The sequence below is a fragment of the Anditalea andensis genome, assembly GCF_000714815.1.
In the GTDB taxonomy this organism is placed as follows: Bacteria; Bacteroidota; Bacteroidia; order Cytophagales; family Cyclobacteriaceae; genus Anditalea; species Anditalea andensis.
Genome location: NZ_JMIH01000014.1, coordinates 171,490 through 194,994, shown reverse-complemented (window position 1 = coordinate 194,994; position 23,505 = coordinate 171,490). Strand labels below are relative to the sequence as shown.

General features: G+C 41.6%; 17 protein-coding genes. 12 read left to right on the top strand and 5 right to left on the bottom strand.

The genetic code is table 11. The features are described from left to right. Positions 1–90: 90 nt before the first annotated feature. Entirely contained in the window at positions 91–1,977 is a 1,887-nt protein-coding gene (locus EL17_RS04465) for a 7TM diverse intracellular signaling domain-containing protein (protein ID WP_035070772.1), read from the bottom strand. A gap of 118 nt (positions 1,978–2,095) precedes the next feature. Here EL17_RS04465 and EL17_RS04460 point away from each other — a divergent pair, with 118 nt between their 5' ends. The 7 genes from EL17_RS04460 (at position 2,096) to EL17_RS04430 (ending at position 12,289) form a co-directional block, all read left to right on the top strand. Beyond that, entirely contained in the window at positions 2,096–2,293 is a 198-nt protein-coding gene (locus EL17_RS04460) for a hypothetical protein (protein ID WP_035070769.1), read from the top strand. A gap of 456 nt (positions 2,294–2,749) precedes the next feature. Next, positions 2,750–3,760: a LacI family DNA-binding transcriptional regulator gene (locus tag EL17_RS04455; RefSeq protein WP_035070766.1), complete on the top strand. Its 1,011-nt coding sequence runs from the start codon at positions 2,750–2,752 to the stop codon at positions 3,758–3,760. A 201-nt stretch (positions 3,761–3,961) separates the two neighbouring features. Next, positions 3,962–7,054 (top strand): SusC/RagA family TonB-linked outer membrane protein, encoded by a 3,093-nt coding sequence (locus tag EL17_RS04450; RefSeq protein ID WP_035070764.1) that lies wholly within the window; start codon positions 3,962–3,964, stop codon positions 7,052–7,054. Positions 7,055–7,096: 42 nt separating this feature from the next. Next, positions 7,097–8,584, top strand: coding sequence for a RagB/SusD family nutrient uptake outer membrane protein (locus EL17_RS04445; protein ID WP_035072053.1), 1,488 nt, complete (start codon positions 7,097–7,099; stop codon positions 8,582–8,584). 83 nt (positions 8,585–8,667) lie between these two features. Beyond that, positions 8,668–9,771: a glycoside hydrolase family 130 protein gene (locus EL17_RS04440; RefSeq protein WP_035070761.1), complete on the top strand. Its 1,104-nt coding sequence runs from the start codon at positions 8,668–8,670 to the stop codon at positions 9,769–9,771. Positions 9,772–9,816: 45 nt separating this feature from the next. Next, entirely contained in the window at positions 9,817–10,776 is a 960-nt protein-coding gene (locus EL17_RS04435; RefSeq protein WP_035070758.1) for an ROK family protein, read from the top strand. Positions 10,777–11,392: 616 nt separating this feature from the next. After that, positions 11,393–12,289: a flavin reductase family protein gene (locus EL17_RS04430; RefSeq protein WP_035070755.1), complete on the top strand. Its 897-nt coding sequence runs from the start codon at positions 11,393–11,395 to the stop codon at positions 12,287–12,289. A 112-nt stretch (positions 12,290–12,401) separates the two neighbouring features. Here EL17_RS04430 and sppA read toward each other — a convergent pair whose 3' ends face one another. Then, positions 12,402–14,165, bottom strand: a complete 1,764-nt coding sequence (gene sppA / locus EL17_RS04425; RefSeq protein WP_035070752.1) for a signal peptide peptidase SppA — start codon at positions 14,163–14,165, stop codon at positions 12,402–12,404. A gap of 180 nt (positions 14,166–14,345) precedes the next feature. On the opposite strand from sppA, the gene folK reads away from it, so the two are divergent. Continuing rightward, positions 14,346–14,828 (top strand): 2-amino-4-hydroxy-6-hydroxymethyldihydropteridine diphosphokinase, encoded by a 483-nt coding sequence (gene folK, locus EL17_RS04420; RefSeq protein ID WP_035070749.1) that lies wholly within the window; start codon positions 14,346–14,348, stop codon positions 14,826–14,828. Positions 14,829–14,945: 117 nt separating this feature from the next. Here folK and fabD read toward each other — a convergent pair whose 3' ends face one another. From fabD to EL17_RS04405, 3 genes are all read right to left on the bottom strand, one after another. Next, positions 14,946–15,821: an ACP S-malonyltransferase gene (fabD, locus tag EL17_RS04415; protein ID WP_035070746.1), complete on the bottom strand. Its 876-nt coding sequence runs from the start codon at positions 15,819–15,821 to the stop codon at positions 14,946–14,948. Positions 15,822–15,925: 104 nt separating this feature from the next. Further along, positions 15,926–16,321 carry a thiol-disulfide oxidoreductase DCC family protein gene (locus EL17_RS04410; protein ID WP_035070743.1) on the bottom strand — a complete coding sequence of 132 codons (396 nt, stop codon included), beginning with the start codon at positions 16,319–16,321 and terminating at the stop codon, positions 15,926–15,928. 1 nt (position 16,322) lies between these two features. Continuing rightward, positions 16,323–19,112 carry a T9SS C-terminal target domain-containing protein gene (locus EL17_RS04405; RefSeq protein ID WP_035070740.1) on the bottom strand — a complete coding sequence of 930 codons (2,790 nt, stop codon included), beginning with the start codon at positions 19,110–19,112 and terminating at the stop codon, positions 16,323–16,325. A 267-nt stretch (positions 19,113–19,379) separates the two neighbouring features. Between EL17_RS04405 and EL17_RS04400 the strand changes: the two genes are divergently transcribed. From EL17_RS04400 to EL17_RS04385, 4 genes are all read left to right on the top strand, one after another. Beyond that, entirely contained in the window at positions 19,380–20,084 is a 705-nt protein-coding gene (locus tag EL17_RS04400) for a succinate dehydrogenase cytochrome b subunit (RefSeq protein WP_035070737.1), read from the top strand. Position 20,085: 1 nt separating this feature from the next. Beyond that, entirely contained in the window at positions 20,086–22,020 is a 1,935-nt protein-coding gene (locus EL17_RS04395; protein WP_035070733.1) for a fumarate reductase/succinate dehydrogenase flavoprotein subunit, read from the top strand. A 30-nt stretch (positions 22,021–22,050) separates the two neighbouring features. Further along, positions 22,051–22,800, top strand: a complete 750-nt coding sequence (locus tag EL17_RS04390; protein WP_035072051.1) for a succinate dehydrogenase/fumarate reductase iron-sulfur subunit — start codon at positions 22,051–22,053, stop codon at positions 22,798–22,800. Positions 22,801–22,968: 168 nt separating this feature from the next. Further along, positions 22,969–23,463: a hypothetical protein gene (locus EL17_RS04385; RefSeq protein WP_035070730.1), complete on the top strand. Its 495-nt coding sequence runs from the start codon at positions 22,969–22,971 to the stop codon at positions 23,461–23,463. Positions 23,464–23,505 lie beyond the last annotated feature (42 nt).

Sequence of the window (23,505 nt, the reverse complement as noted above, 5' to 3'; positions counted from 1 at the left end):
ACCAGACATTTTATGTATTAAAATTGCACTTCAATACTATAAGGGTGGTAAACCGGTATTGACATTATTGCTTGGCTTATGAATAGATTTTTAGTTGTCATGTTTTACAGGTGTTATGTCCGTAAGGATATCTTTCCACTGAAGCGAAGAAGCAGGCTTGTCAGCGAAGATGGCGGTAACTCTTTTTCTAAAACTCCATACTGTATTTTTTCTTAGATCTAAAATAGAAGCCATTTGGTCCAACGTATATACCTGATGGTTTGAAATGACCAGGTATACGATATAGAATGCTTTTTCTAATGGGAATTTTACGCCGTGAAAAATAGTGCCTGCGGTTACTGATTCTATATAACCGCATTTACTGCACCTTTTAGAAAAGAGTTTTGGGCCTTTGGATGCTTTGTGATGTCCGCAGTTCCTGCATATAAAGGTTTTGTTCCACTTTAGGTCTTCCAAGTATCTGTAACAGGCAGATGTATCTGGGAATATTTTAACAAACTCTTCATAGGAAAGCGAATGGTTATCAAGTCTATCCTGTAATGATTGTTTGATATTACTCTTCAATTTCCAGTTGTCCTTATCCAGCAGCGCATTGATTCTTTTTATTTCCTCATCTTTTTCAATGAGTTTGGCATTGTAGGATTCCAACAGGTTGTTTTTTTGTTCGAGTTCTACAGTCCTTTCCTTTACCTTGTGCTCTAATTCTTTATTTACCTTCTCTTTTAAGGCATAGTTAATTTTGATCTGTTCAAAGGACCTTTTTTGGGCTTTATCTCTATTGGCCTTCAATATTCTGATCCTGTCACCCAGGGCGAATGTCAGCAGGAGCATTTCTATAAGAAAACTGATATGGAGACTGTAATAGATTAAGGTATAATGCTGTATAATGGCTGCATTACTGAGTACCTTTATTCCCATACCTACAAATAAGCACCCATAAGCTATTACAAAAAAACGAACAGCTTTATAACCGCTTATCCAGGTGTAGATGCTGGTAAAGAAAATGAAAAAGAAGGGGATTACATCATAGTACCTGATTTCTAAAAAGTAAGGGTCCCATACTATGCCTATAACAAATAAAATAGTCTTAGCGGCCAAAATTAATTTGAGCATACTATGCATCCACGGTGCCCTGGTTTTGGTAGCTAAGAATTTCATGGAAAACAATACTGCCCATACTACGATGGCATAGCTGAAAATTCCATTGGCCACCTGGTTCCATTCCGGATAGCTGGGCCAAAGATACTGGAAGGCTATACCATCTATGCACATGGCATATATCCCCACACTCAATAGATAAAATGTATAATAAAGGTATTTGATTTCTTTTACAGCAAAGAAAACAAGGATATTGTACAAAGATATGATTAGTATCATACCATAAAAAATGCCATAAATGTAGTATTCATTCAAGGCATAGTAGACAAATCTATTGAGTGAGCGAATGGCAATACGGATGTCCGCTTTCTGGGAAGAATTTATTTTAATGTAATAGTTTGAAATGCCTTCACTGTTATTGTCTATGATAATTTCAAAGTTTTTATGCCGAAGGTTCCGCTCATTGAAGGGTAAGGCATCCCCTAATAAAGTATAAGTATAATTGTTCTCTGCGTCAGGGATATAAAGGGCTATTTTATCTATGGTCTGATCGTAAAATTCCATTATCCACAATCTCTTACTGAAGGTGTTCTTTTCCAGTGAAAGTTTTACCCAGTAGGTATAGTCTGTATTAAAATTGCTTTTGGAAAAAGTGGGGTTGATTTTAAATTTATCTTGGAAATCCGGCTTGATAATGTCTTTAAAACCAAGGCTGTTAGTCTTATCTTCGTAAAATTCCAGTTGAGAAATGGGAAATATACGTTCTTCCAGTTCATCATTGATTTTTAAAGTAGCAGCACCTGAAACACGTTGTGCGATACTTTCTTGCCCTATGAACAATAAAAGGAGAAGTAATAATGTGGGGAGCTGTTTTGGCATCTTAATTTAACCGGATGACGTGCGATAAATATGGTGCAAATATGATGGTTCTGCAATAGATTACCAGTATAATGGTCATATTTATAGCGGAGAGGTATAAAAGGTATATATAGTTTCAGTGGTATCATTAGAAAAAGCATTGGAGATCGGAACCCAATTGCTGAATAAGGTAGACAGCCTGTCCACCGACCCCCATATAGGTCAATATGAAGAATATCCGGAGCATCTGATAAACGGGCAAAGAAGATTAATGGAAGGTGATTTTAAGACTATTTACCTGATAGAAGACGTATACGTGGACATACGGATTTTTTAGATAAGGGGCATGGTCCGAAAAAGATGAAAGGATACCATATCTCCCGACCCAAGAGGAAATCTGCATAAACGCCTTACGGCATAAATTACTAGCGCAGGTTAAGCGGTGTTTTGCTTCGTCATTCGGCAAAGCTGCACCAGACCGTAAACTGCCCCTCCAGGCGTAGCATGTTATGTGTTTTTCGCTCCATGCTCTTCCTCACGGCTTTTCCCATCTGCGGCCTCTTCCCTTCGTTTCGTTGGTCTCATACTCTATTGCATCAGCCGCCTCACAGCTCCCACCTTCATGGTTATTGGGGGCCTGGGGGCCACCCCAGAAGCCAGCCGACTAAAGTCTAATCCCTAAGCTTTAGGATTCAATCCAATGGTGATGTTAAAACATATTTGCCTACATTTAATCAAACTTAAAAAATCAGATGATGCATCAATCATTAAGGTTTTAATTTTAGATTTGTGCATGAAGCGGGAAAAGCAGAAAGTCTCTATTAAGGATATAGCAAAGGAATTAGGGGTGTCTATCACTACTATTTCATTTGTCATCAATGGGAAGGCAAAAAACAGGATCAGTGAAAAGGTCATCAAAAAGATTGAGGATTATATTGAGAAAGTAGGTTACCGGCCCAATTCTTCCGCCCAGAGCCTTAGAACAGGTAAGTCACAGACCATTGTTTTTATGGCCGAGGATATTTCGGATCCTTTCTTCTCCACTGTGGCCAAGGAAATGGAAGGGCTGGCTTTTAAGCATGGATATAGGATCATCTACTGCAGCACGGAGAATAAAAAAGAAAGGGCACTCGAACTCCTGGACCTTTTTAAGGATAAGGAGGTAGATGCTTTCATCATTACCCCGCCGGAAGATTTCGAAGAGGAGACCAGAACACTGATCGCTGAAGGAAAGCCGGTGGTACTTTTTGATCGGTATTACCATAGAATGGATCACCACTATGTAGTGCTGGATAATGTAGTTAGTACAAAAGCAGCAGTGGAATTTTTGAAAAGCAAAGGTTTTAAGAACATCGGCTTTGTAGGGCTGAAATCTAAACTTTCACCTATGGAAGATAGACTGAAAGGCTATCGGGAATCTGTTCCTGTACCGAAATCAGTCCTGATTAAATTCAACTCAGTTGGCAAAGGTGTGGGCAATAAGCAATTGGAAGATTTTTTGGACCAGCATCCGGAACTGGATGCACTCCTGTTTGCTACCAACAGCCTGGCAATAGCAGGGCTTAGGGTGCTGAAAGCCAAAAATATCCTGATCCCTGCCGAACTTGGAGTGGCCACTTTTGATGACAGGGAACTGTTTGAGCTTCACTCACCATCCATCAGCGTCATTTCCCAGCCGGTATCCGCTCTTGCAAAGGAGCTGATCAAAGGCACTCTCAAGCTTTTAGAAATAGGAGTAGATCCTTTCGAAGTTAAAAAGTCCCTTAAGGGAACACTCATCCCACGAGCTTCTACCGAAAAATAATTATTGTAAGAATTTAACAGCTATTTTATTTGTTGCAAAATATTTTGCATTGTTAAAATATTCAGGTAAGTTTGATGAAGTAAAACGTTTTACTAAAAAATAAATGTCCATGCCTTTCAGAGAAAGGCATTTATTTAGTAAGATTAGTAAAACGTTTTACTAAATTCACCTATAATCCTTATAACCCAAAATAATTAGTCTATGAATCCTTACAGATTTTTACGGAAATGCTTAATCCTATCGTCCCTTTTTGGGATGATGAGTCCCGGCATCCTGGCAGCTGACCCTTTTCCACAGGAGCAAAGGCAGCAGTTTACAGTGACCGGTACGATTATCAGTGAGTCGGATGGTGAGCCTCTGCCCGGGGTGTCCATCCTGGAGAAAGGAACCAATAACGGCACCGTCACAGATCTTGACGGTAACTATATCCTGGAGCTGCGCAACGCTAACGCTACGCTGGTTATATCTTTCATTGGCTTTGCCACCCGCGAGGTACAGGTAGCCAACCGTAATGTGGTTGATATCACGCTTAGCGAGAGTGTTTCCGAACTGGGAGAAGCCATAGTGGTGGGCTATAGGTCACAGAAAGGTGCTACCATTTCCGGTGCGGTGGCTTCAGTAGATGTGGAAGCGCTGGAAGCGAGGAGAGTACCTATTTTGACCCAGGCCTTACAGGGTCAGGTAGCTGGGGTGCAGGTAACCCAAAGTACCGGTGCTCCGGGTGATGAGATCGAAATCCGGATCAGGGGTGCAGGTACGATCGGTAATAACAATCCGCTGTATATCGTGGATGGCATTCCGACCAGAGAGATCGCCTTCCTAAATCCTGCGGATATCGAATCTATGACGGTGTTGAAAGATGCAGCTGCCACCTCTATCTATGGATCCAGGGCCTCGGCAGGGGTAGTGGTCCTTACTACCAAGAGCGGCAAAAAGGATGAAGGGTTAAACATCAATTACTTTGGCGGTATCCAAAAAGTAGCCAATCTTCCCAGGATGCTCAATGCCAACGAATACATGAATACCGTACAGCGTGCCTGGAACAATGCTGGTTATGCAGGAACCAATCCCTATAATGCGGATATGAACCGACAGGATTTCGCAGATACCAACTGGCTCGATGAGCTGTTTGAACTGGGACAGACGCACAACCTTCAGCTTTCCAGTCAGGGCGGCAATGATAAGACCAGGTACCTTGTTTCTGCGGGATACTATTCACAGGACGGGATCGTGGTGTCGGACAATGATAAATTTCAGCGTTTCAATCTTAGAACGAATGTTTCCTCGGATATTCACGACAGGATTACCATCGGTACCAATCTTCAAATATCCTACACCAGCCAGGACAGGATGTCTTCCAGTGGTGATGCACCGGGGATCATCCGCCATGCATTCTTGAGGCCGCCGATCATTCCTGTCTACAAGGATCCTTCAGATCCTACTTATACACCGGGAAACCCATACACAGATTTACCTTTTTACCGTGCGCCTAACGATTATGAAAGCGGTAAATATGAATTTAGCCAAAACCCTATTGCTTTGGCCCATTTTACAGATGATAAATTATCCAATTTTAAGACATTTGGTAATATATATGGAGAATATAATATCCTTCAGGATGGCAGTTTGAGGTTTAGGTCAAATTTTGGAGCAGATGTGAATTTCTTCCATAACAAAGCATTCTCACCCAACTTTGGTGATGATGATGGGGGAGGCGCAGAAGTGGACCGAGGTCAGGGCAGACAAAACAGGCCAAACAGTCTGACGGAGTCCAGGGGCCAGCAGATCACCTTCACCTGGAACAATACCGTGAATTATGAAAAAACCATAGGTGTCCATCAGTTCAATGCAGTGGTGGGAACAGAGTTTATCACCTATAATTCCTCCTTTATGAATGCCTCGCGTATGAGGTTTGATTTCACTTCACCCAATTTCAGGCATCTGGATTTTGGCGGTACGGAGAGGGATCTGTGGAATGGGGGCTTGGCTGAAGAATGGGCTTTATTTTCCTACTTCGGAGCAGCTACTTATGTGAATCGTGACCGGTATATGGTTTCTGCCACACTTAGGGCGGATGCATCTTCCAGGTTTGCGGAAAACAATAAGTGGGGATTTTTCCCAGCGGTATCTGCCGGTTGGATGATTTCTGAAGAGAGCTTTTTAAGTTCCAGCGATGTGCTGACCGAATTGAAGCTGCGCGGTAGCTGGGGTCAGCAGGGAAACCAGGAAATTCCCAATTATGCTTATATGACCCTATTCACCAGAGATGCGGACCGCTATCTTATTTCCCGATATGGAAATCCTGACCTCAGGTGGGAGACTACTACCCAGGCCAATATAGGATTTGACCTTGGTCTGTACAGAAATAAACTGTTTGTTAGTATGGATTATTTCCAGAAAGTGACATCTGACATTTTATTACCGATTTCTCTGCCGCAGGTGGTGGGTGACGTATCTCCCACATTTGTGAATGCCGGACAGGTGACCAACAGAGGTCTGGAACTGGCAGTGGTCTATAGAAACAATGATCATGCATTTAAATATTTCATCAATGGTAATATGGCTACCCTCCGCAATCAGGTAGACAACTTACATCCAAACCTGCCCTATATCACCGGACCGGTAAGTAGAATCCAAAGTGGACAACCCTTGAATGCCTACTATGGGTTTGTACAGGAAGGCATCTATCAGAATCAGGAAGAAATAAGCAATCACCTGAGCGGAACCCTCAATCCACCTCAGCGACCAGGAGACATAAAGTTTGCCGATCTGGATGGCAACGGGGTGATCAATGACAATGACCGTGATTTCATCGGCAATCCCAATCCGAGATTGTCATATGGTTTGACCTTTGGCGGAAACTACGGCAGCTTTGACTTTAACATACTCTTCCAGGGGGTGGAAGGTGTGGATAGGTACAATGAGCTGAAAAAAATCATTGACTATGATACACGGCCGTTCAATTATACAGAAAGGGTATTGGGCAGTTGGGATGGAGAAGGTTCTACCAATACCATCCCCAGAGTAAGCTTTACGGACAACGGCAGCAGCCGGGTGTCGGATATCTTCGTGGAAGATGCTTCTTATTTTCGATTAAAGAACTTAGAGGTGGGCTATTCACTTCAGCCAAACCGGCTGACTGGTAACAGTAACATCAGGTTTTATTTATCTGGGCAAAACTTATTGACTTTTACTCAATATACCGGACTGGATCCGGAATCTACCGCACTGATGGATATGGGTACTTATCCCCAAGCCAGGACTTATTTGATGGGGGTAAATGTAACCTTTTAAATGATGACTGAAAAATCACTTTCAAACTCAAAATATAAAGCCATGCGATATAGTATAAAAATGGGTATCCTTTCCGGCATGCTGGCAATAGCCAGCTGTGAAGGGTATATGGACAGAGAGCCGATAGGCTTGATTACCCAGGACCAAATCAGCACAGATCCCACGGAGCAATCTATTACCTCATCGGTAAATTCGGTATATCAACTCTATTCCCAAACCCTCAATGTGATAGGGGAGTGGGACTGGACCGGTGGCAAGGTGCTCAGAAATGACTTTATAGTCTATGACATCGCAGCAGGTGATATGATCAAAAAATGGAATCCCGATGGAGATCAGGCCTGGATGGATGAGGTGGCAGCCTTTAATTTCACTTCCATCAATGGTGCCTTTAACGGAGTGTGGAGTTATAATTACGAAGCCATCTCCAGGGCAAACATTGCCATTGACATACTCGAAAATCAAGAGGTCATGAACGAAATCAATCTTCAACCGGCATTAAGGGACAGGTTGCTGGGAGAAGTTTTGTTCTTAAGAGCTTACAGTTATTTTGATCTGGTCAATAATTTTGGTGATGTTCCTCTGCTCACCGCTCCGCTGGAAAGTTTCGAGGATGCCTATGAGGTGTCCGTCCGTGCCCCAAAGGCAGAAGTGTGGGCTTTTATAAAGCAGGATCTGGAAAGGGCTGTGGACTTATTACCCGAGACCAAATACTCAAACCCAGCTGAGCCTTGGCGGGTATCAATAGGCGCAGCCAAGGCTATGCAGGCTAAAGTGGCCTTATTCGAAGAAGATTATAATGCCGTCATCATGCGGATCAATGAACTGGACGGTTACGGTTTTTATGCTTTAAACAATCATTACTTTGATTCATTTGATGCTTTCCAGCAATTTAATGAAAATGAAGTGATCTTTGCCTATGACCATCAGGAAGCCAGAAACCCCGGCAGGGGAAATGGTTTGGCTGCCCTTATGGGCTGGGGGTTCGTAGCTCCTTCGGAGAGTTTTGTCCAGGCATTTGAGGAAAATGATCCAAGGTTATTTTATACCATTGACATAGAGGAAAGAAATCCCAATAAATTACTGGGTACTACAAATGGACAGTTTAAAGGCAATGATGACTCACCGGGTAATAAAATCTACATCAGGTATGCGGATGTATTGCTGTGGAAAGCAGAAGCCTTGATACGGTCAGGCAATATAGAAGGTGGCCTGCAGCTGATAGATGAAGTGCGGGCAAGAGCCAGAAATACGCCACATGGTGATGGAACAGTTTCTCCAGCGGATTTATTGCCTCCTTATAGTGGCAGAGGTCTAGGAGAAGCAGAAGCTTTCCAGGCCTTGGTTGATGAAAGAAGAGTGGAGCTGGGATTTGAATCCCATAGGTTCAATGACCTGAAAAGATGGAATCTGGCCGATGAAGTGCTTTCTGCGATGGGGAAAAATTTCCAGCAGCATCATTATCTTTACCCTATTCCGCAAGAGGAAGTAGACCGCTCAGGTGGTCAGATCACCCAAAATCCCGGGTATTAATAATCAAACCAAACCTATCTTTTTGGACCCACAGAGATCTGATATTTTTGTGGGTCCTATTGACCACATAAATCCAAAGTATAATGAAATTAAGATTAACGCTGATATTAGCCATTGCCCTGTCCATCACCTCGGTGTATGCACAGGAGAAACCCTGGATGATGGGCCCCTTTGAAAGAGCCGAAAACCAAAAGGCCATAATAGAACCCCGTGCAGAAACGGCATTTGAAGACCCTATGTCCCGAAGAAGTGTAAAATGGGAATCCATGGCGACCTTCAATCCGGCAGCCATAGTAAAAAACGGTAAGATCCATGTTTTTTACAGAGCTGAAGAAAAATTGGGGGAAAAGGAAATAGGAGGACATACCTCTAGGATCGGTCTGGCCACATCGGAAGATGGGATCAGCTATTCCCGGAAATCGGTACCCGTTTTTTACCCTACAGATGATAGCCAAAAAGAATTTGAGTGGACCGGCGGTACAGAAGACCCCAGATTGGTGGAAACGGAGGATGGTACCTTTGTCCTCACCTATACCCAATGGAACAGGGAATATCCAAGGCTGGCAGTAGCTACTTCTAAAGATTTGAAAACCTGGGATAAACATGGACCTATCTTTAAGGATTGGAAAGATGGGAAATACCATAATATGGAGACTAAATCCGGTGCCATAGTGACCGAGGAAAAAGACGGCAAACTGGTAGCAGCAAAGATTGACGGGAAGTATTGGATGTTTTATGGAGTGCCCCATATCTGGCTGGCAAGCTCTGACGATCTGGTCAACTGGGAACCGGTAGAAAACCATGAAGGCAATCTGGTACCGGTATTGAGTCCACGTCCGGGATATTTTGATTCTTGGCTGGTGGAGGCAGGTCCGCCCCCTGTAATCACGGAAGATGGAATCGTGGTCATCTATAATGCCGGCAATTCCAATACAATTGGAGTGGCCGAACTTGGCAACCGAATTTATACCGGTGGACAGGCGCTGTTTGATGTCAAACAACCGTGGAAACTGCTGGACCGTACCAATGAGCCTTTTATCAAGCCGGAAAAGGATTTTGAAAAATCAGGACAGTATGTGGATGGAACTACTTTTTTGGAGGGGCTTGTTCTATTCGGAAATACTTGGTATTTATACTATGGGACAGCCGACAGCATGGTAGGGGTAGTGACTTGGGATAAGGAATAGATTAGCCATTTATTTTAATTGATGTAAAACGATATATAAAAGAGGATGAGTGATTTCAGTGCAGATAATCTTTGGGGTATAGATCTTGGTGGGACTAAAATAGAGGGCGTGGTTTTAAGGTCCTATGAATCCCCGGACAAGGTGCTATTAAGAATACGGGTTCCCACTGAGGCCCATCTGGGTTATGAACATATCCTTAACCAATTCAAACGACTCGTCGGTCAAATGGAAAGCCAGACGGGCATGAAACCTACGATGGTTGGAGTAGCTTCTCCTGGCACCTATATTCCCAATAAGGGTGAAATGAAAAACTGCAATGCCACCGTGATCAACGGAAACGACCTGAAAAGAGACTTGGAAAAAGTTTTGGGCGTATCAATTGTATTGGCAAATGATGCCAACTGTTTTGCGCTGGCCGAAACCAAATTAGGAATCGTTCATACCAAGTTTCCCCTGGCGAAGGTGGTGTTCGGAGTTATATTAGGTACCGGTGTAGGAGGTGGTCTGGTGGTCAATGGCCATATCATCCAGGGCAGACATGGTATAGGAGGTGAATGGGGACATAACTACCTATATCCAGGTCAGGGCAAGATTTGTTATTGCGGCAAGCAGGGGTGTAATGAGCAGATTATTTCCGGACCTGCGCTGGAATTATTTTACAAACAAAAATCAGGTAATGCACTACCCTTACAAGAAATCCATCAGCGTTATTTGGAAGGACATGACCCATATGCATTGCTGACAATTAAGAGATTGCAGGATGGCTTTGGAAGGGCACTAAGTGTGATGATAAATATAGTAGATCCCGATGTCATCGTCCTTGGTGGGGGCGTTAGCCATATCGGGTCCATCTATACCCACACCTCGGACATCCTTAAAGAAATGATCTTCAATCATGAATTTGACACTCCGATATTAAAAGCCCAGCTGGGCGATAGTGCGGGGGTTTATGGAGCGGCGCTATTGGTGGCTGAAAATAGTGAGGTTCAAAATGAAATTTTGTAATAGAAGCGTGCCGGGATTTTAATATGGAAGGCATCATGGTCGTAAAGCATTCAATTTCCAACCTTGGTCAAATCTGTGACTGTGACAAATATTTCTAAATGATCCCCGATAGATTGTCCAATAGGCGGTACCTTCACCTATCTAACCGATTTTGGAGCGGGGGCTTTTTTTACTAGGCGTGGAGGCTGGTATATGTCAAAGTATAGTAGATTTGCTATCAGAATTCCGGTAAAATGCGACCTTTACCAAGCTTGGATATTTTTATTATGAATCTTTGATACCACTTCCGTTGACCCTTACTTAAGTATGGCCTAGCTTCAGTACCGCACTTGGATTATGACCAATATAAGGAAAACTTGAAATATAATAGGAAACCCTCTGGTATCTTACTTTGATATATTGAAGCAAGATATTTATGGCGCAATTATGGCTTCTTTAAAGTAAATTCTATTTATTTTCAACCGATAAATAGGAGGTGATCAGATCAAATGAGCAATGGCTATTTTATATGAAGCTTTCTTCCTAGAGTTCTGAGTTAGCGATAGGATGGAGATGCTGATAAAGCTAATCTTATACTATCATCAATCTTTATCATACATCTAGCGAAAAAAATACAATGAGTATCATAGATCCAAAAAAAGTATCTACCGGTGAGTTTCATGGCTATATGCTGGGAGCAATAGCGCCACGGCCCATAGCATTTGCCAGTACTGTAGATAAGGAGGGGAATGTAAACCTTAGTCCTTTTAGTTTTTTCAATGTATTTGGCTCCAATCCGCCGGTTATCGTATTTTCACCTGCCAGAAGAGTAAGGGACAATACCACCAAACACACGCTGGAAAACGTGCACGAAGTACCTGAAGTAGTCATCAATATCGTCAATTTCAGTATAGTGGAACAAATGTCCCTGGCGAGTACCGAGTATGATAAGGGTGTAAATGAATTTATAAAATCTGGACTGACTCCTGAAAGTTCACTTTTGATAAGCCCACCAAGAGTGAAGGAAGCTCCTGTGGCCTTTGAATGTAAAGTGCTTCAGATTATACCCATAGGTGAAGAAGGGGGAGCCGCCAATTTAGTGGTATGTGAAATACTTTTGGCCCATATAAAGGATGAGATTTTGGATAATGATGGAAAAATAGACCCTTTTAAATTAGATCCCGTAGCCAGGATGGGAGGAGACTGGTATTGCAGAGCTACCGGTGATGCGCTATTTGAGATACCAAAGCCTCTTAGAAACAAAGGTATAGGGGTAGATCAGATTCCAGAAAGTGTGCTTAACAGTATCGTATTGACAGGTAATAATCTGGGTAGATTGGGAAATGTAGAAAAGCTACCCAGCCAAGATGAGTTACATGAGTATATGCTGCAGCCTCAAATACAGGAAATGAAAATCAAATACCAAAATGACCCTGAAAGTTTCTCATTCCATCTACATAAAAGTGCCCAACAGCTTATAGAAGATGGAAAAGTTCATGAAGCATGGCTTGTCTTGCTTCAGGACGGGCAATAATGGTTAATTAAAAAGGAGTGCCAGCAGCACTCCTTTTTAATTCTTTATCCTGCTTTAGATAGCATAAATTATTTAATAGTTCTTTTTTTTAAGTGAAAAAACAGGCCGTTGATTATTTGACTACAATATCATAAGGCAATCTCACCATGATTCCCTCAAATTGTTTTACTTTTTCTATATGTTGATAAATATAAAAATTTTCGCCTAATCTGTACTGCATGTATTTTGTCTGGACTTCTCTGGAAAGTTCAGTCAGGATTCTTTCAAAGAATGTCTTTTGTTCTGGGTAATAAGCTACTCTATAATCATCGGCGACCCCGGCCTTGACTGCAGCGATTTGGATGGCATCATCTAACCCTCCCAAAACATCCACCAATCCTACCTGCTGAGCCTGTATTCCGCTCCAGACCCTGCCGGAAGCGATGTCCATGACCTGTTCTTTGGTCATACCCCTTCCTTCGGCTACTCGGGATATGAATATGTCATATCCTTCTTCGACCTGAGCCTGTACTATTCCTTTTTCTATTGGACTCATCTGTCTGGTAGGATTCATAAAATCGGAGTACTGCCCAGTGGAAACTACATCAGTGGTAACCCCTAGTTTGTTGTTCAGCAAGCCTTCCATATTAAACCACAGTCCGAATATGCCAATAGAACCAGTGATAGTATTGGGCTGGGCCACGATGGTATCAGCAGGAGCCGATATATAATATCCACCTGAAGCCGCTACTTCTGACATGGATGCTATCACAGGTTTTACCTGCTTGGCCTCACGCATTTCTCGCCATATGACATCTGATGCAAGTACAGATCCCCCAGGACTGTTTACCCTCAGTACAATAGCTTTTACATCCTTATCATTCTTAGCTTTTTTAATTTCTTCTGAAAACTGTTTAGACCCTATGGATCCTTCACTGTCGCCGCTTATGATTTCTCCGTCTGCTATGATGACGGCTATTTTATTGCCAGAACTTCTGTTAGGGGTTTTGGCGTTTGTATTGATTTGGGTGATGTTGACGGAAGGGATTTCTTTGTCCTCCTCAATGCCTAATTTTTCACGAAGCAGGTCTTTTACCTGATCATCATACCATAGGCCATCTACTAGGCCTAGATCTATAGCATCCTGGTTTTTCCTTACCAGCATGTTGTCATTTATTTCCTTTAATCTATCATAGGTTATATTTCTGCTCAGTGCTATTTTTTCTATGGACAGGTCATTCATTTCGTTAAGAAAAACAGCGGTTTGTAGGCGGTTTTCCTCACTCATTTTGTCCAGGAAAAACGGCTCTACGGCACTTTTAAATTCACCAACCCGAAATATAACAGGTTCTATTTCCAACTTTTTGAACAAACCTGTAAGAAAGACCACATTTGAAGACAAACCATTAAACTCCAGTGTGCCCAGAGGGTTCAGGTATACCTCATCTGCTATGGAGGATAGAAAATAGCCTCCTTCTGAAAGGACTTCTGAGTAGGAAACTATAAATTTGCCGGAGGATTTAAATGCCTCCAATTCGTTTCTTAACTCCAGAAGCAGGGCAGGCCCACCGCCTAAGATTACGCCAGATTGTAGGTAAATACCCTTAATGTTGTCATTCTCCTTTGCTGTTCGTATGGCGGTTTTTAATTGGTTCAGCCCCACCGAAGGTATCGTAGAAAAAGGCCCAAAAGATGGAATGGCTAAATCCTCATCCTGGGATCTTTCCACTAAAAGTTTATTGTCAAGATTGATGTGTAGGACCGAATTTTCCTTTATCGTCACTTTATCATCCGAGGAGGCTGCTATGCCGATAATTCCAATTAGGATAAAGAAAGTAATGATAAAAAAGATGAATAGCCCAATGATAGTAGCAAGAATATTACTTAAAAAACGCATATATTGTAGGTTATAATTACCTCAAATTTAAGCTTTTTTTTGCAAAATTATTATATATAGATAGATTAAATCGAGCTAGAAGGAAGCTTCATAAAGATCGGGATACAGTTAATTCTTGTGAAGCTTATGCAAAACCCCTTGTGAACAAAAAAGAAATTTTAAAAAGATCAAATGAATATAATGAAAAATGTCGTTTTATTAATAGGAGGTAATCTAGGAGACAGGCTGTCACTTATAGAAGAAGCTGAAAACCTTCTCGGTAAACTGTTTGTAATTGTACAAAGATCTCAGATTTATGAAACAACGGCATGGGGTGGGGAATCTGAAGGGGACTACCTGAACAGGATATTGATCATTAAAACAGAAATGAAACCTGAGACAGTGCTTAGGTATACACAGGATATAGAAGATATACTGGAAAGAACACGTAGTAGAAAATGGGGAAATAGGACCATGGATATAGATATCTTATATATAGACGGGGAAGTTATAAATACTCCCTTATTGGCGGTGCCGCATCCATTGATCCAGGAAAGAAAATTTGCTTTGGTACCACTGGCAGAGCTGCTTCCGGATTTCAAGCATCCGTTGTTTGGAAAATCTTCTCGACAGCTTTTGGATGAATGTAAAGATATGGGGGAAGTAAATGTATACAGGCCGTAAATATCAGATGCTCCAAAATCTATTATACAGTTGTCTGGGGTAAAAAAATGGGTTTGGCGGTTAGCCAAACCCAAACAATATATTAATGAAAGCGTATAACGGACGGTAGATGATTAGTTAAATACTACTTACTTCAGCCTCTTTATATATTTTCTTTACCAATCCCTGAAGTACTTTGCCCGGCCCGCTTTCAATGAAATGTGTGGCTCCGTCGGCTACCATGTTTTCAATGGATTGGGTCCACTTCACAGGAGCAGTTAATTGGGCGATCAGATTCTCTTTGATCCTATCTACATCTGTCATGCCTGTAGTGCTTACATTTTGATATATCGGGCAGATAGGCTGATTAAAGGTAGTTTCATTGATAGCTTTTTCTAATTTTTCTCTGGCTGGTTCCATGAAGGGCGAGTGGAATGCACCTCCCACTGGAAGTGGTAATGCTCTTTTGGCACCTGCTTCTTTCATTTTTTCACATGCTATTTCTATTCCTTTTACGCTGCCTGATATTACCAACTGGCCAGGGCAGTTATAATTGGCCGGTACGACTACCTCACCATTGATTGAATGACAGATGGCTTCTACTTTAGCATCTTCCAAACCAAGAATAGCAGCCATGGTGCTTGGATTGATTTCACAGGCTTCCTGCATGGCGAGTGCTCGCTGGTGTACCAGTTTTAGAGCATCATCAAATGCTAATACGCCATTCGCGACCAACGCAGAAAATTCTCCCAATGAATGTCCGGCGACCATATCAGGATTAAAGTTGGCCGAAGTTTTAGCTAAAATCACAGAATGAAGGAAAATGGCAGGTTGTGTGATATTGGTCTGCTTTAATGCTTCTTCCGTACCATTAAACATCACTTCGGTAATATTAAAACCTAAAATTTCATTGGCATGATCAAAAAGGATTTTAGCCTCCTTATTGGTATCATATAAGTCTTTTCCCATTCCTGGAAACTGTGCCCCCTGACCGGGAAATATGTAAGCTTTCATACTGTTTGTGTTTAGTTTAGTTTAATGTCAATATTGGCTTAAAGGACTGTAAATATATTACCAATACATCAATATAAGAATCCTTATTGCAAAGCAGGTGCCATCTAAATAAATCTTTTGGCTTCTTCAGGAGTGGGTAGCCTGCATGAATTCCCTTTTCCAAACCATCGGTATCTGTTATCAGCGATAAGATTGTAGATAGGATCTCTCATCAAATCTGGTAGTAGAATAAAAGGATATAAAAGTGGCCATGCACCGTTCAGCCTTCTGGCGATTTTCAGTGCGGCTTCACTTTTATAATATACTTGGTCTTTTTCTATCAGCACCAGCGAGTTCATATATGCTGGATCGATGTTATACTTTTTTAAAAGATCGCCGGATTGCTGTAAGGCACCGAATTTAAAATATTCTTTTTTATCTTTTCTGATAATAAAATCGACAGAAGTATTACATAGATTGCAAACTCCATCGAATAGAATTACCGCTTTTTCTTCGGACATATTATCGTATTATTTGAATGTTTCCTTTTAACTTTTGTACTCTTAATCCCGGATCATTAGCATCAAATAATACTGTACCTGAGTAAAAGTAAGTTCCTGCTGGGAGTTCAGCGCCATTATTACTTCTTCCATCCCATTCTATAAATATGTTGTTTTCAGAAGAGGACTGAGAATTGTACTCAAAAACCAAGGCACCCCACCTGTTATATATTTTTATCTCTACTGCCTGTACGAATCTTGGACATTTTTCAAAAGGATTGTCAAAAGCCATAAATGTATCGTTGGTGCCATCTGCATTTGGAGTGAAGACATTCGGTAACTCGTAATATGGGCAGTTATCTATGCATACTATATTACTAGGTTCGCTTTCATTCCCTGATCTGTCGACTGCAATTATATAATAACAGCCTCTCATGGTATTCAACCCTTCGATTCTGGTAGATAAAGTAGCGCCGCTGAAAGTTCCTTGAAGCTCAAATGTGTTTTCTTCCCCTGATTGAGAAAAGTACAATCTGTATAGGGAGAGTTCATCATCACAATCTCCGGATACATCTGGAAGCCAGCTTAGATCATGATAAAATGAAGAAAATCCGCATGGTTTGTCTGAAAGGTATTCCCTACAGTCAGGTCCCTCATAAGTCAGGACAGGCGGACAAGGTAACCTGTCATCATCTGGCCTTACGCATATTATCTGGGAGTTATTATCTAAAGGATAAGTGAGAAAGTCTAAGTTATAAGCACCCTTTGTGGTGACATAGTAGCAGTATTCTATATCTTTATTTAATCCTATCCCATTATGACTGCCATCGTCTAAGAACCTAAATCCTCCTGTGGTAACATTTACTTCCCCTATGAGCGTAAAGTTGTCCACATCTTCAGACATCGGATCGGTTCTGTTTCGGTACACTTCATGGGGGTATTCAGCTATTGAATTGTTCCAAGGCACATCAAATTGCCATGTAAGTTCTATAGCTTCATTGAGGATAGCTGGTTCCAGACTTACAGAAGATGCCTTACTGGAGGTATCTATCCGAACGCCCTGATCCAGTAAAATAATTTCATAATTATAGATCTGATTGGCCGTATTCATACCTGAATCTACAAATACAGTGTCTGAAGTGGTCACTATAGAGGCACGTGACTGATTTCCGGTAAAGCCTTCAGCCCGGATAAGTTCATACGTATAGGGCCCGGGATACTGACTGACGTCTATATCATAAGGAGGGGTCCACCTCACGAGGATTTCCCCATTTTCTGCATCTGTAGTTTCTATGCTTACATTGGTAATCAGAGGCACATCTACATCTAATGTGATGCAAAATTCTTCTGATACAATACTTTCTCCACCTCTTGGTGGGGGAAATACAGATACCAGTCTGTAGCAATAGGTATTTCCAGGGCTTAATCCGACACCATTATTCGTATCAATAAAACTAAAGGTATCCATATCAGTAGTGCCTACCAGTTCATATCCCGCTCTAATACCCGTTTCACAGGAGTCCGGCTCATACGGGTCGCTGTTGAGCCTTCTCCATATCTGCATGGTTTCGGCCGTAGTACCACAGGTATAGGGTTCCCAGTTTAGTTCTGCCTGCCTCCCCGGGATCTGTTCCACCCCTTCTATGACAGGGGGAGGTCCTACTACAGTAATGTTCCATGTCCGAATGTCCACCAAAGCTGGCCCAGAGCTGGGACGGTCTGTAATCCGTACCCTTACCTGATATGGACGGTCTCTTACATGGGTACAATTGGTTTGCCAGTCGAAATTGATGATGCCAGGAGAAGGCTGAAAAACTGATAAAGGGTTATAGGTAGCAGGAGAGGATATTTCAATCGGATCACCAAAAACTTCTATACGGATATCATCACCATCAGGATCACTTCCCTGAATGATTTCTTGTATCCTGGTGCCTGCCACCACGCAGATATCCTCAGGCATGATGAGCTCCGGTCTTCTGTTATCTGTGTTCTCTATGATGATCTGCATGTCTCTGACCACATACCCGATCATCTCATAAACGCCGTTTACTTTGCGCCACTCTTCTATCCTAAAAGCAATATTGTACTGGCCTGCGAGCCCTGGTGCATCCCAGATAAGATCCCCGGTTAACGGATCCATGGAAATATAAGGATTGGCAGATCCATCTTCTCGGTTAAAGCTGAATTCTCCTGATCCCGGACTGCGGTAATTGTTTACATATCTTTGGAAAGCCTGCTTTGGCCTTACTACATTCTCATCAAAGAAATAAGCGAGGCTGTCTCCGTCAGGATCATAGGCGCCAGGATTGTGAATATACCTTACGTTTACAGCTCCATTGTCCACAGGAGGTATCGTGAGTATAGGGGAATTGTTTATTCCCAGAAATGGGTCTATCCTAATCCATGTTTCCACATAGAAAGGCGTTTCCACAGAATTGTCCATGTTTAGGGTTCTGTCATTTCTGTTAAATTCCATAAACCGTATAGTATAATTACCTGGACCCTGAAAGGTATGGGTGACAATAAATGTGTTTTTCTCAATTTGATTACCCAGTGATTCTTTGAAGGAAATATCACTGGCGGTATTAAGCTGGACTTCGGTACCATCTCCAAAATTTATGGTGCCAGGCCCAAACTGTACCTGTGAACCGGTATCAGTATATCCGACCACTGTGATACGATAAGTAAGTGCCTGGGTCGAAATTCTTTCTGCAATAATTTCCCCAGCCCTGATATGAGTAGCATATGTGGCTTGATATAAAAATGATAAAAAGATACTAAGAACAAGGAAAAATAGATTTTTGGATTTCATACAGGCCTGCTTTAATTCTTCAATTATACGTAATAAAGATAATTAAGTAGAAATTATTATAATAATGAAACAATAAATTTAAACATTGAGTTGGGCAAATATTCAAATGGGGGGATATTAAACCTATGAAAATATATTATTTAGAACGTTTTAAAATAAGCTGTGGACGTATAAGATTGATTGTTTGATAAGGTTTCCAAATGTAAATTTGGCGACTAAGTATTAATAAACATCATTTTATACAAAAATACACTAAAGAAAAAGTTTATGAGTTGGGTAACCAAGACCTTCAAAAGTACTCTGGGGCAGAAATTGATCATGGCTCTGACGGGTTTGTTTCTCATTATATTTTTAATAGGGCACGTTACGGGTAACCTGCTTTTATTCAAGGATGATGGCGGACAGGCATTTAATGAATATGCCGATTTCATGACCACCAATCAGTTTGTCCAGATACTATCCATCACTACTTATGTATCCATTTTGGTACATATTATTTATTCCATCTTGCTGACCTATTTGAATAAAAGGGCTAGGCCGGTAGCATATGCCAAAGTTGATCCTCCAAAGGAAAGCAGCTTCAGCTCCAGAAACATGGGGATTTTAGGAACGATTATTCTGATTTTCTTGGTTGTTCATCTACAGGGCTTTTGGTACCGTATGCACTGGGGAGAAATCCAACAGGTCACTTATGATACAGGTGTATATAAAAATTTATATGCTGTAGTTGTTTGGGCCTTTCAGGTAGAATGGATGGTGGCTTTATATGTGATAGCCATGATCTTTCTTGGTTTTCACCTTTCACATGGTTTTGCCAGTGCATTTCAGACATTGGGTTTAAATCATAGAAAATATACCCCTGCTATTAAATTTATAGGTAGGGCATTTGCCATCGTGGTGCCGGCTTTATTTGCCAGCATGCCACTTTATATTTACTTCTTTATATCAGCACCAGAAAAATTACCATTTTAATATGATACTCGATTCTAAAATACCCGAAGGACCATTAGCCGAAAAATGGAATAAGCATAAATTTAACGTAAAGCTGGTTAACCCTGCCAATAAAAGAAAATATGAGGTCATAGTGGTAGGGACTGGTTTAGCGGGTGCCTCAGCAGCAGCATCTTTGGCCGAACTAGGTTATAATGTAAAAGCATTTTGCTTTCAGGACAGTCCCAGAAGGGCCCACTCCATAGCGGCCCAGGGAGGGATAAATGCTGCCAAAAATTACCAAAATGATGGGGATTCTGTCTACAGGTTGTTTTACGATACCGTAAAGGGGGGCGATTACAGGGCCAGAGAAGCTAATGTATATAGATTGGCAGAGGTTTCTGTCAATATAATTGATCAGTGTGTTGCCCAAGGAGTGCCATTTGCACGAGAATATGGGGGGTTATTGGCCAACCGTTCTTTTGGTGGTGCCCAGGTATCCCGTACTTTTTACGCCAGGGGACAGACCGGACAGCAATTATTATTAGGGGCTTATTCTGCGCTCAGCAGGCAGGTGGCAAACGGTAAAGTGAAATTATATCCCAGGACGGAGATGATGGACCTGGTGACGGTAGAAGGCAAAGCCAGAGGGATCATCACCAGAAACCTGATTACCGGCACCATCGAATCTCACAGTGCACATGCAGTGCTACTTTGTACAGGAGGGTACGGAAACGTATTTTTCCTTTCTACCAATGCCATGGGTTCTAATGTGACCGCGGCATGGAGAGCACATAAAAAAGGTGCTTTGTTTGCCAACCCTTGCTTTACCCAAATACATCCTACCTGTATCCCGGTCTCAGGAGACCATCAGTCCAAACTGACCCTGATGTCTGAATCACTCAGAAATGACGGAAGGGTATGGGTTCCTAGGACTGTGGAAATTGCAGAAAAAGTAAGAAAAAAACAGATAAAAATAGCGGACATAAAAGAAGAGGACCGGGATTATTTTCTGGAAAGAAAATATCCTTCTTTTGGTAACCTTGTTCCCAGAGATGTGGCTTCCAGAAACGCCAAATATGTCTGTGATGAAGGAAGAGGGGTAAATGAAACAGGTGAAGCTGTCTTCTTGGACTTCAGAGATGCGATCAAAAGAGACAGTGAAGATGCTATCAGAAGCCGTTACGGTAACCTATTTGATATGTACCAGCAGATTACCGGAGATAATCCATACAAAGAGCCTATGATGATCTACCCAGCGGTGCATTATACCATGGGTGGGCTTTGGGTAGATTATAATTTGATGACCAACGTACCTGGACTATATGCATTGGGAGAAGCTAATTTTTCAGACCATGGTGCTAACAGGCTCGGTGCTTCTGCTTTGATGCAGGGTCTGGCAGATGGTTACTTTGTGATCCCTTATACACTGGGAGATTATCTGGCAGGTATGTCAAAGGAGACTGTTACCGCAGATCATGATGAGTTTAAAAAGGCTGCCAAAGAGATTACTGATAAGATACAGAAATTCTTATCCATTAAAGGCACAAAAACCATAGATCATTTCCATAAAAGACTAGGTAAGATCATGTGGGAATACTGTGGGATGGCGAGAAATGCAGAAGGGCTTACGAAAGCTAAAGGGCTGATCAAGGAGCTTAAAGCTGAGTTTTGGAGGGACGTCAAGGTTTTGGGAACCCCTGATGAGCTGAACATGTCTTTGGAAAAAGCACACCGGGTGGCAGATTTTATTGAACTCGGGGAGTTGATGGTGGATGATGCATTAAACAGAGATGAATCCTGTGGAGGCCATTTTAGAGAAGAATACCAGACTCCGGAAGGAGAGGCACTTCGTGATGATGATAACTTCGCATACGTAGCTGCCTGGAAATATACAGGAGAAGGGTTAGAATCTGAGCTTGTCAAAGAGGAGCTGAAATTTGAAAACGTGAAGTTGACCCAAAGAAGTTACAAGTAATCTATCATCAATTAAAGCACTTAAATAATGATGAATTTAACATTAAAAGTTTGGAGACAAAAAAACCATAAAGATAAAGGTGGTTTTGTAGACTATAAAGTATCAGGAATATCTACTGACATGTCCTTTCTGGAAATGCTCGATGTACTTAACGAGGAGCTTTCGGCAAAGGGAGAAGACCCTGTTCACTTTGATCATGACTGTAGGGAGGGAATATGCGGGGCATGTTCACTGTATATAAACGGACATCCACATGGTCCTCAGCAGACCACAACCTGCCAGCTGCATATGAGGTCCTTTGCTGATGGCGACGTGATCACCATAGAGCCTTGGAGGGCCAAAGGTTTTCCTGTTTTAAAAGATCTGATGACTGACCGATCGGCCTTTGACAGGATCATTCAAGCAGGAGGTTATGTATCTGTCAATACAGGTGGTGTACCCGATGCCAATGAAATACCGGTACCGAAAATTATAGCGGATGAAGCGTTTGATTCTGCGACCTGTATATCCTGTGGAGCATGTGTAGCAGCCTGCAAAAATGCATCGGCTATGCTTTTCGTTTCTGCCAAAATATCTCAGTTGGCATTATTGCCCCAAGGACAGGTGGAGCGTAAATCAAGGGCTGAAAACATGGTAGCTCAGATGGATGCAGAGGGATTTGGTGCCTGTACTAATATAGGTGCCTGTTCGGCTGAATGTCCTAAAGGCATTAAGTTGTCCAATATAGCCAGAATGAACAGGGAATATTTCTCTGCGGTACTGAGTAGTGACAATGTATAAACTACGACAAATTAAAAAAAAGCCGGTCATGTTACTGGCTTTTTTTATACAGTTATATCTGAAGTAAATTTTTTTTAAAAAATCATTTAATAGTATCAGGGCATAATTTAATTTCATTGGATCTATATTAAAAAATGTTTTATTTATAAATACTTAACCAATATCACTATGAAAAACAGATATTTATCAGCATTTGTTGTTCTTTTTTCAGCCATATGCTTCAGCTGCAATTCGGATGAAACTCCGGATCAAGGAATGGAAGGGACTTGGGAGTTAGCGGAGATAAGGAGCCACTGGACCCAGGATATATTGACGGGAGATGATATGTACATTTGGGAATCTTATACCTTTTATCCCTATGGAACTTTCATCAAACATAGGTTAGGAACTGAATTGGAATATCATGCAAGTGGGACTTTTAACTTTACTGATTCTGCCCGTACCACTGAAGGATATGAAAATGTAAGATTTATTCTAGAACTAAAATTTGATGAGAATGTTAGCTCAGACATCGTTTATGGATGTAATATGTCCCCTCAAGAAAGTAACAGTTATGATGAGGAGCTAAAAGAAACAATGTATTTAATGGATGACGGATTTCTTAGAAACTGGGGATGTCATCGGACAGCAGATATAGATTGGTTTGTATATAGTAAAAATTAAATTTTTAAAGCCAATTCATAGTGATGGATTGGCTTTTAATTT

Bases quoted from the DNA above. Each gene is read 5' to 3' on its own strand.
- EL17_RS04465 (WP_035070772.1), bottom strand. From the start codon at position 1,977: ATGCCAAAACAGCTCCCCACATTATTACTTCTCCTTTTATTGTTCATA.
- EL17_RS04455 (WP_035070766.1), top strand. From the start codon at position 2,750: ATGAAGCGGGAAAAGCAGAAAGTCTCTATTAAGGATATAGCAAAGGAA.
- EL17_RS04450 (WP_035070764.1), top strand. From the start codon at position 3,962: ATGAATCCTTACAGATTTTTACGGAAATGCTTAATCCTATCGTCCCTT.
- EL17_RS04445 (WP_035072053.1), top strand. From the start codon at position 7,097: ATGCGATATAGTATAAAAATGGGTATCCTTTCCGGCATGCTGGCAATA.
- EL17_RS04440 (WP_035070761.1), top strand. From the start codon at position 8,668: ATGAAATTAAGATTAACGCTGATATTAGCCATTGCCCTGTCCATCACC.
- EL17_RS04435 (WP_035070758.1), top strand. From the start codon at position 9,817: ATGAGTGATTTCAGTGCAGATAATCTTTGGGGTATAGATCTTGGTGGG.
- EL17_RS04430 (WP_035070755.1), top strand. From the start codon at position 11,393: ATGAGTATCATAGATCCAAAAAAAGTATCTACCGGTGAGTTTCATGGC.
- sppA (WP_035070752.1), bottom strand. From the start codon at position 14,165: ATGCGTTTTTTAAGTAATATTCTTGCTACTATCATTGGGCTATTCATC.
- folK (WP_035070749.1), top strand. From the start codon at position 14,346: ATGAAAAATGTCGTTTTATTAATAGGAGGTAATCTAGGAGACAGGCTG.
- fabD (WP_035070746.1), bottom strand. From the start codon at position 15,821: ATGAAAGCTTACATATTTCCCGGTCAGGGGGCACAGTTTCCAGGAATG.
- EL17_RS04410 (WP_035070743.1), bottom strand. From the start codon at position 16,321: ATGTCCGAAGAAAAAGCGGTAATTCTATTCGATGGAGTTTGCAATCTA.
- EL17_RS04405 (WP_035070740.1), bottom strand. From the start codon at position 19,112: ATGAAATCCAAAAATCTATTTTTCCTTGTTCTTAGTATCTTTTTATCA.
- EL17_RS04400 (WP_035070737.1), top strand. From the start codon at position 19,380: ATGAGTTGGGTAACCAAGACCTTCAAAAGTACTCTGGGGCAGAAATTG.
- EL17_RS04395 (WP_035070733.1), top strand. From the start codon at position 20,086: ATGATACTCGATTCTAAAATACCCGAAGGACCATTAGCCGAAAAATGG.
- EL17_RS04390 (WP_035072051.1), top strand. From the start codon at position 22,051: ATGAATTTAACATTAAAAGTTTGGAGACAAAAAAACCATAAAGATAAA.
- EL17_RS04385 (WP_035070730.1), top strand. From the start codon at position 22,969: ATGAAAAACAGATATTTATCAGCATTTGTTGTTCTTTTTTCAGCCATA.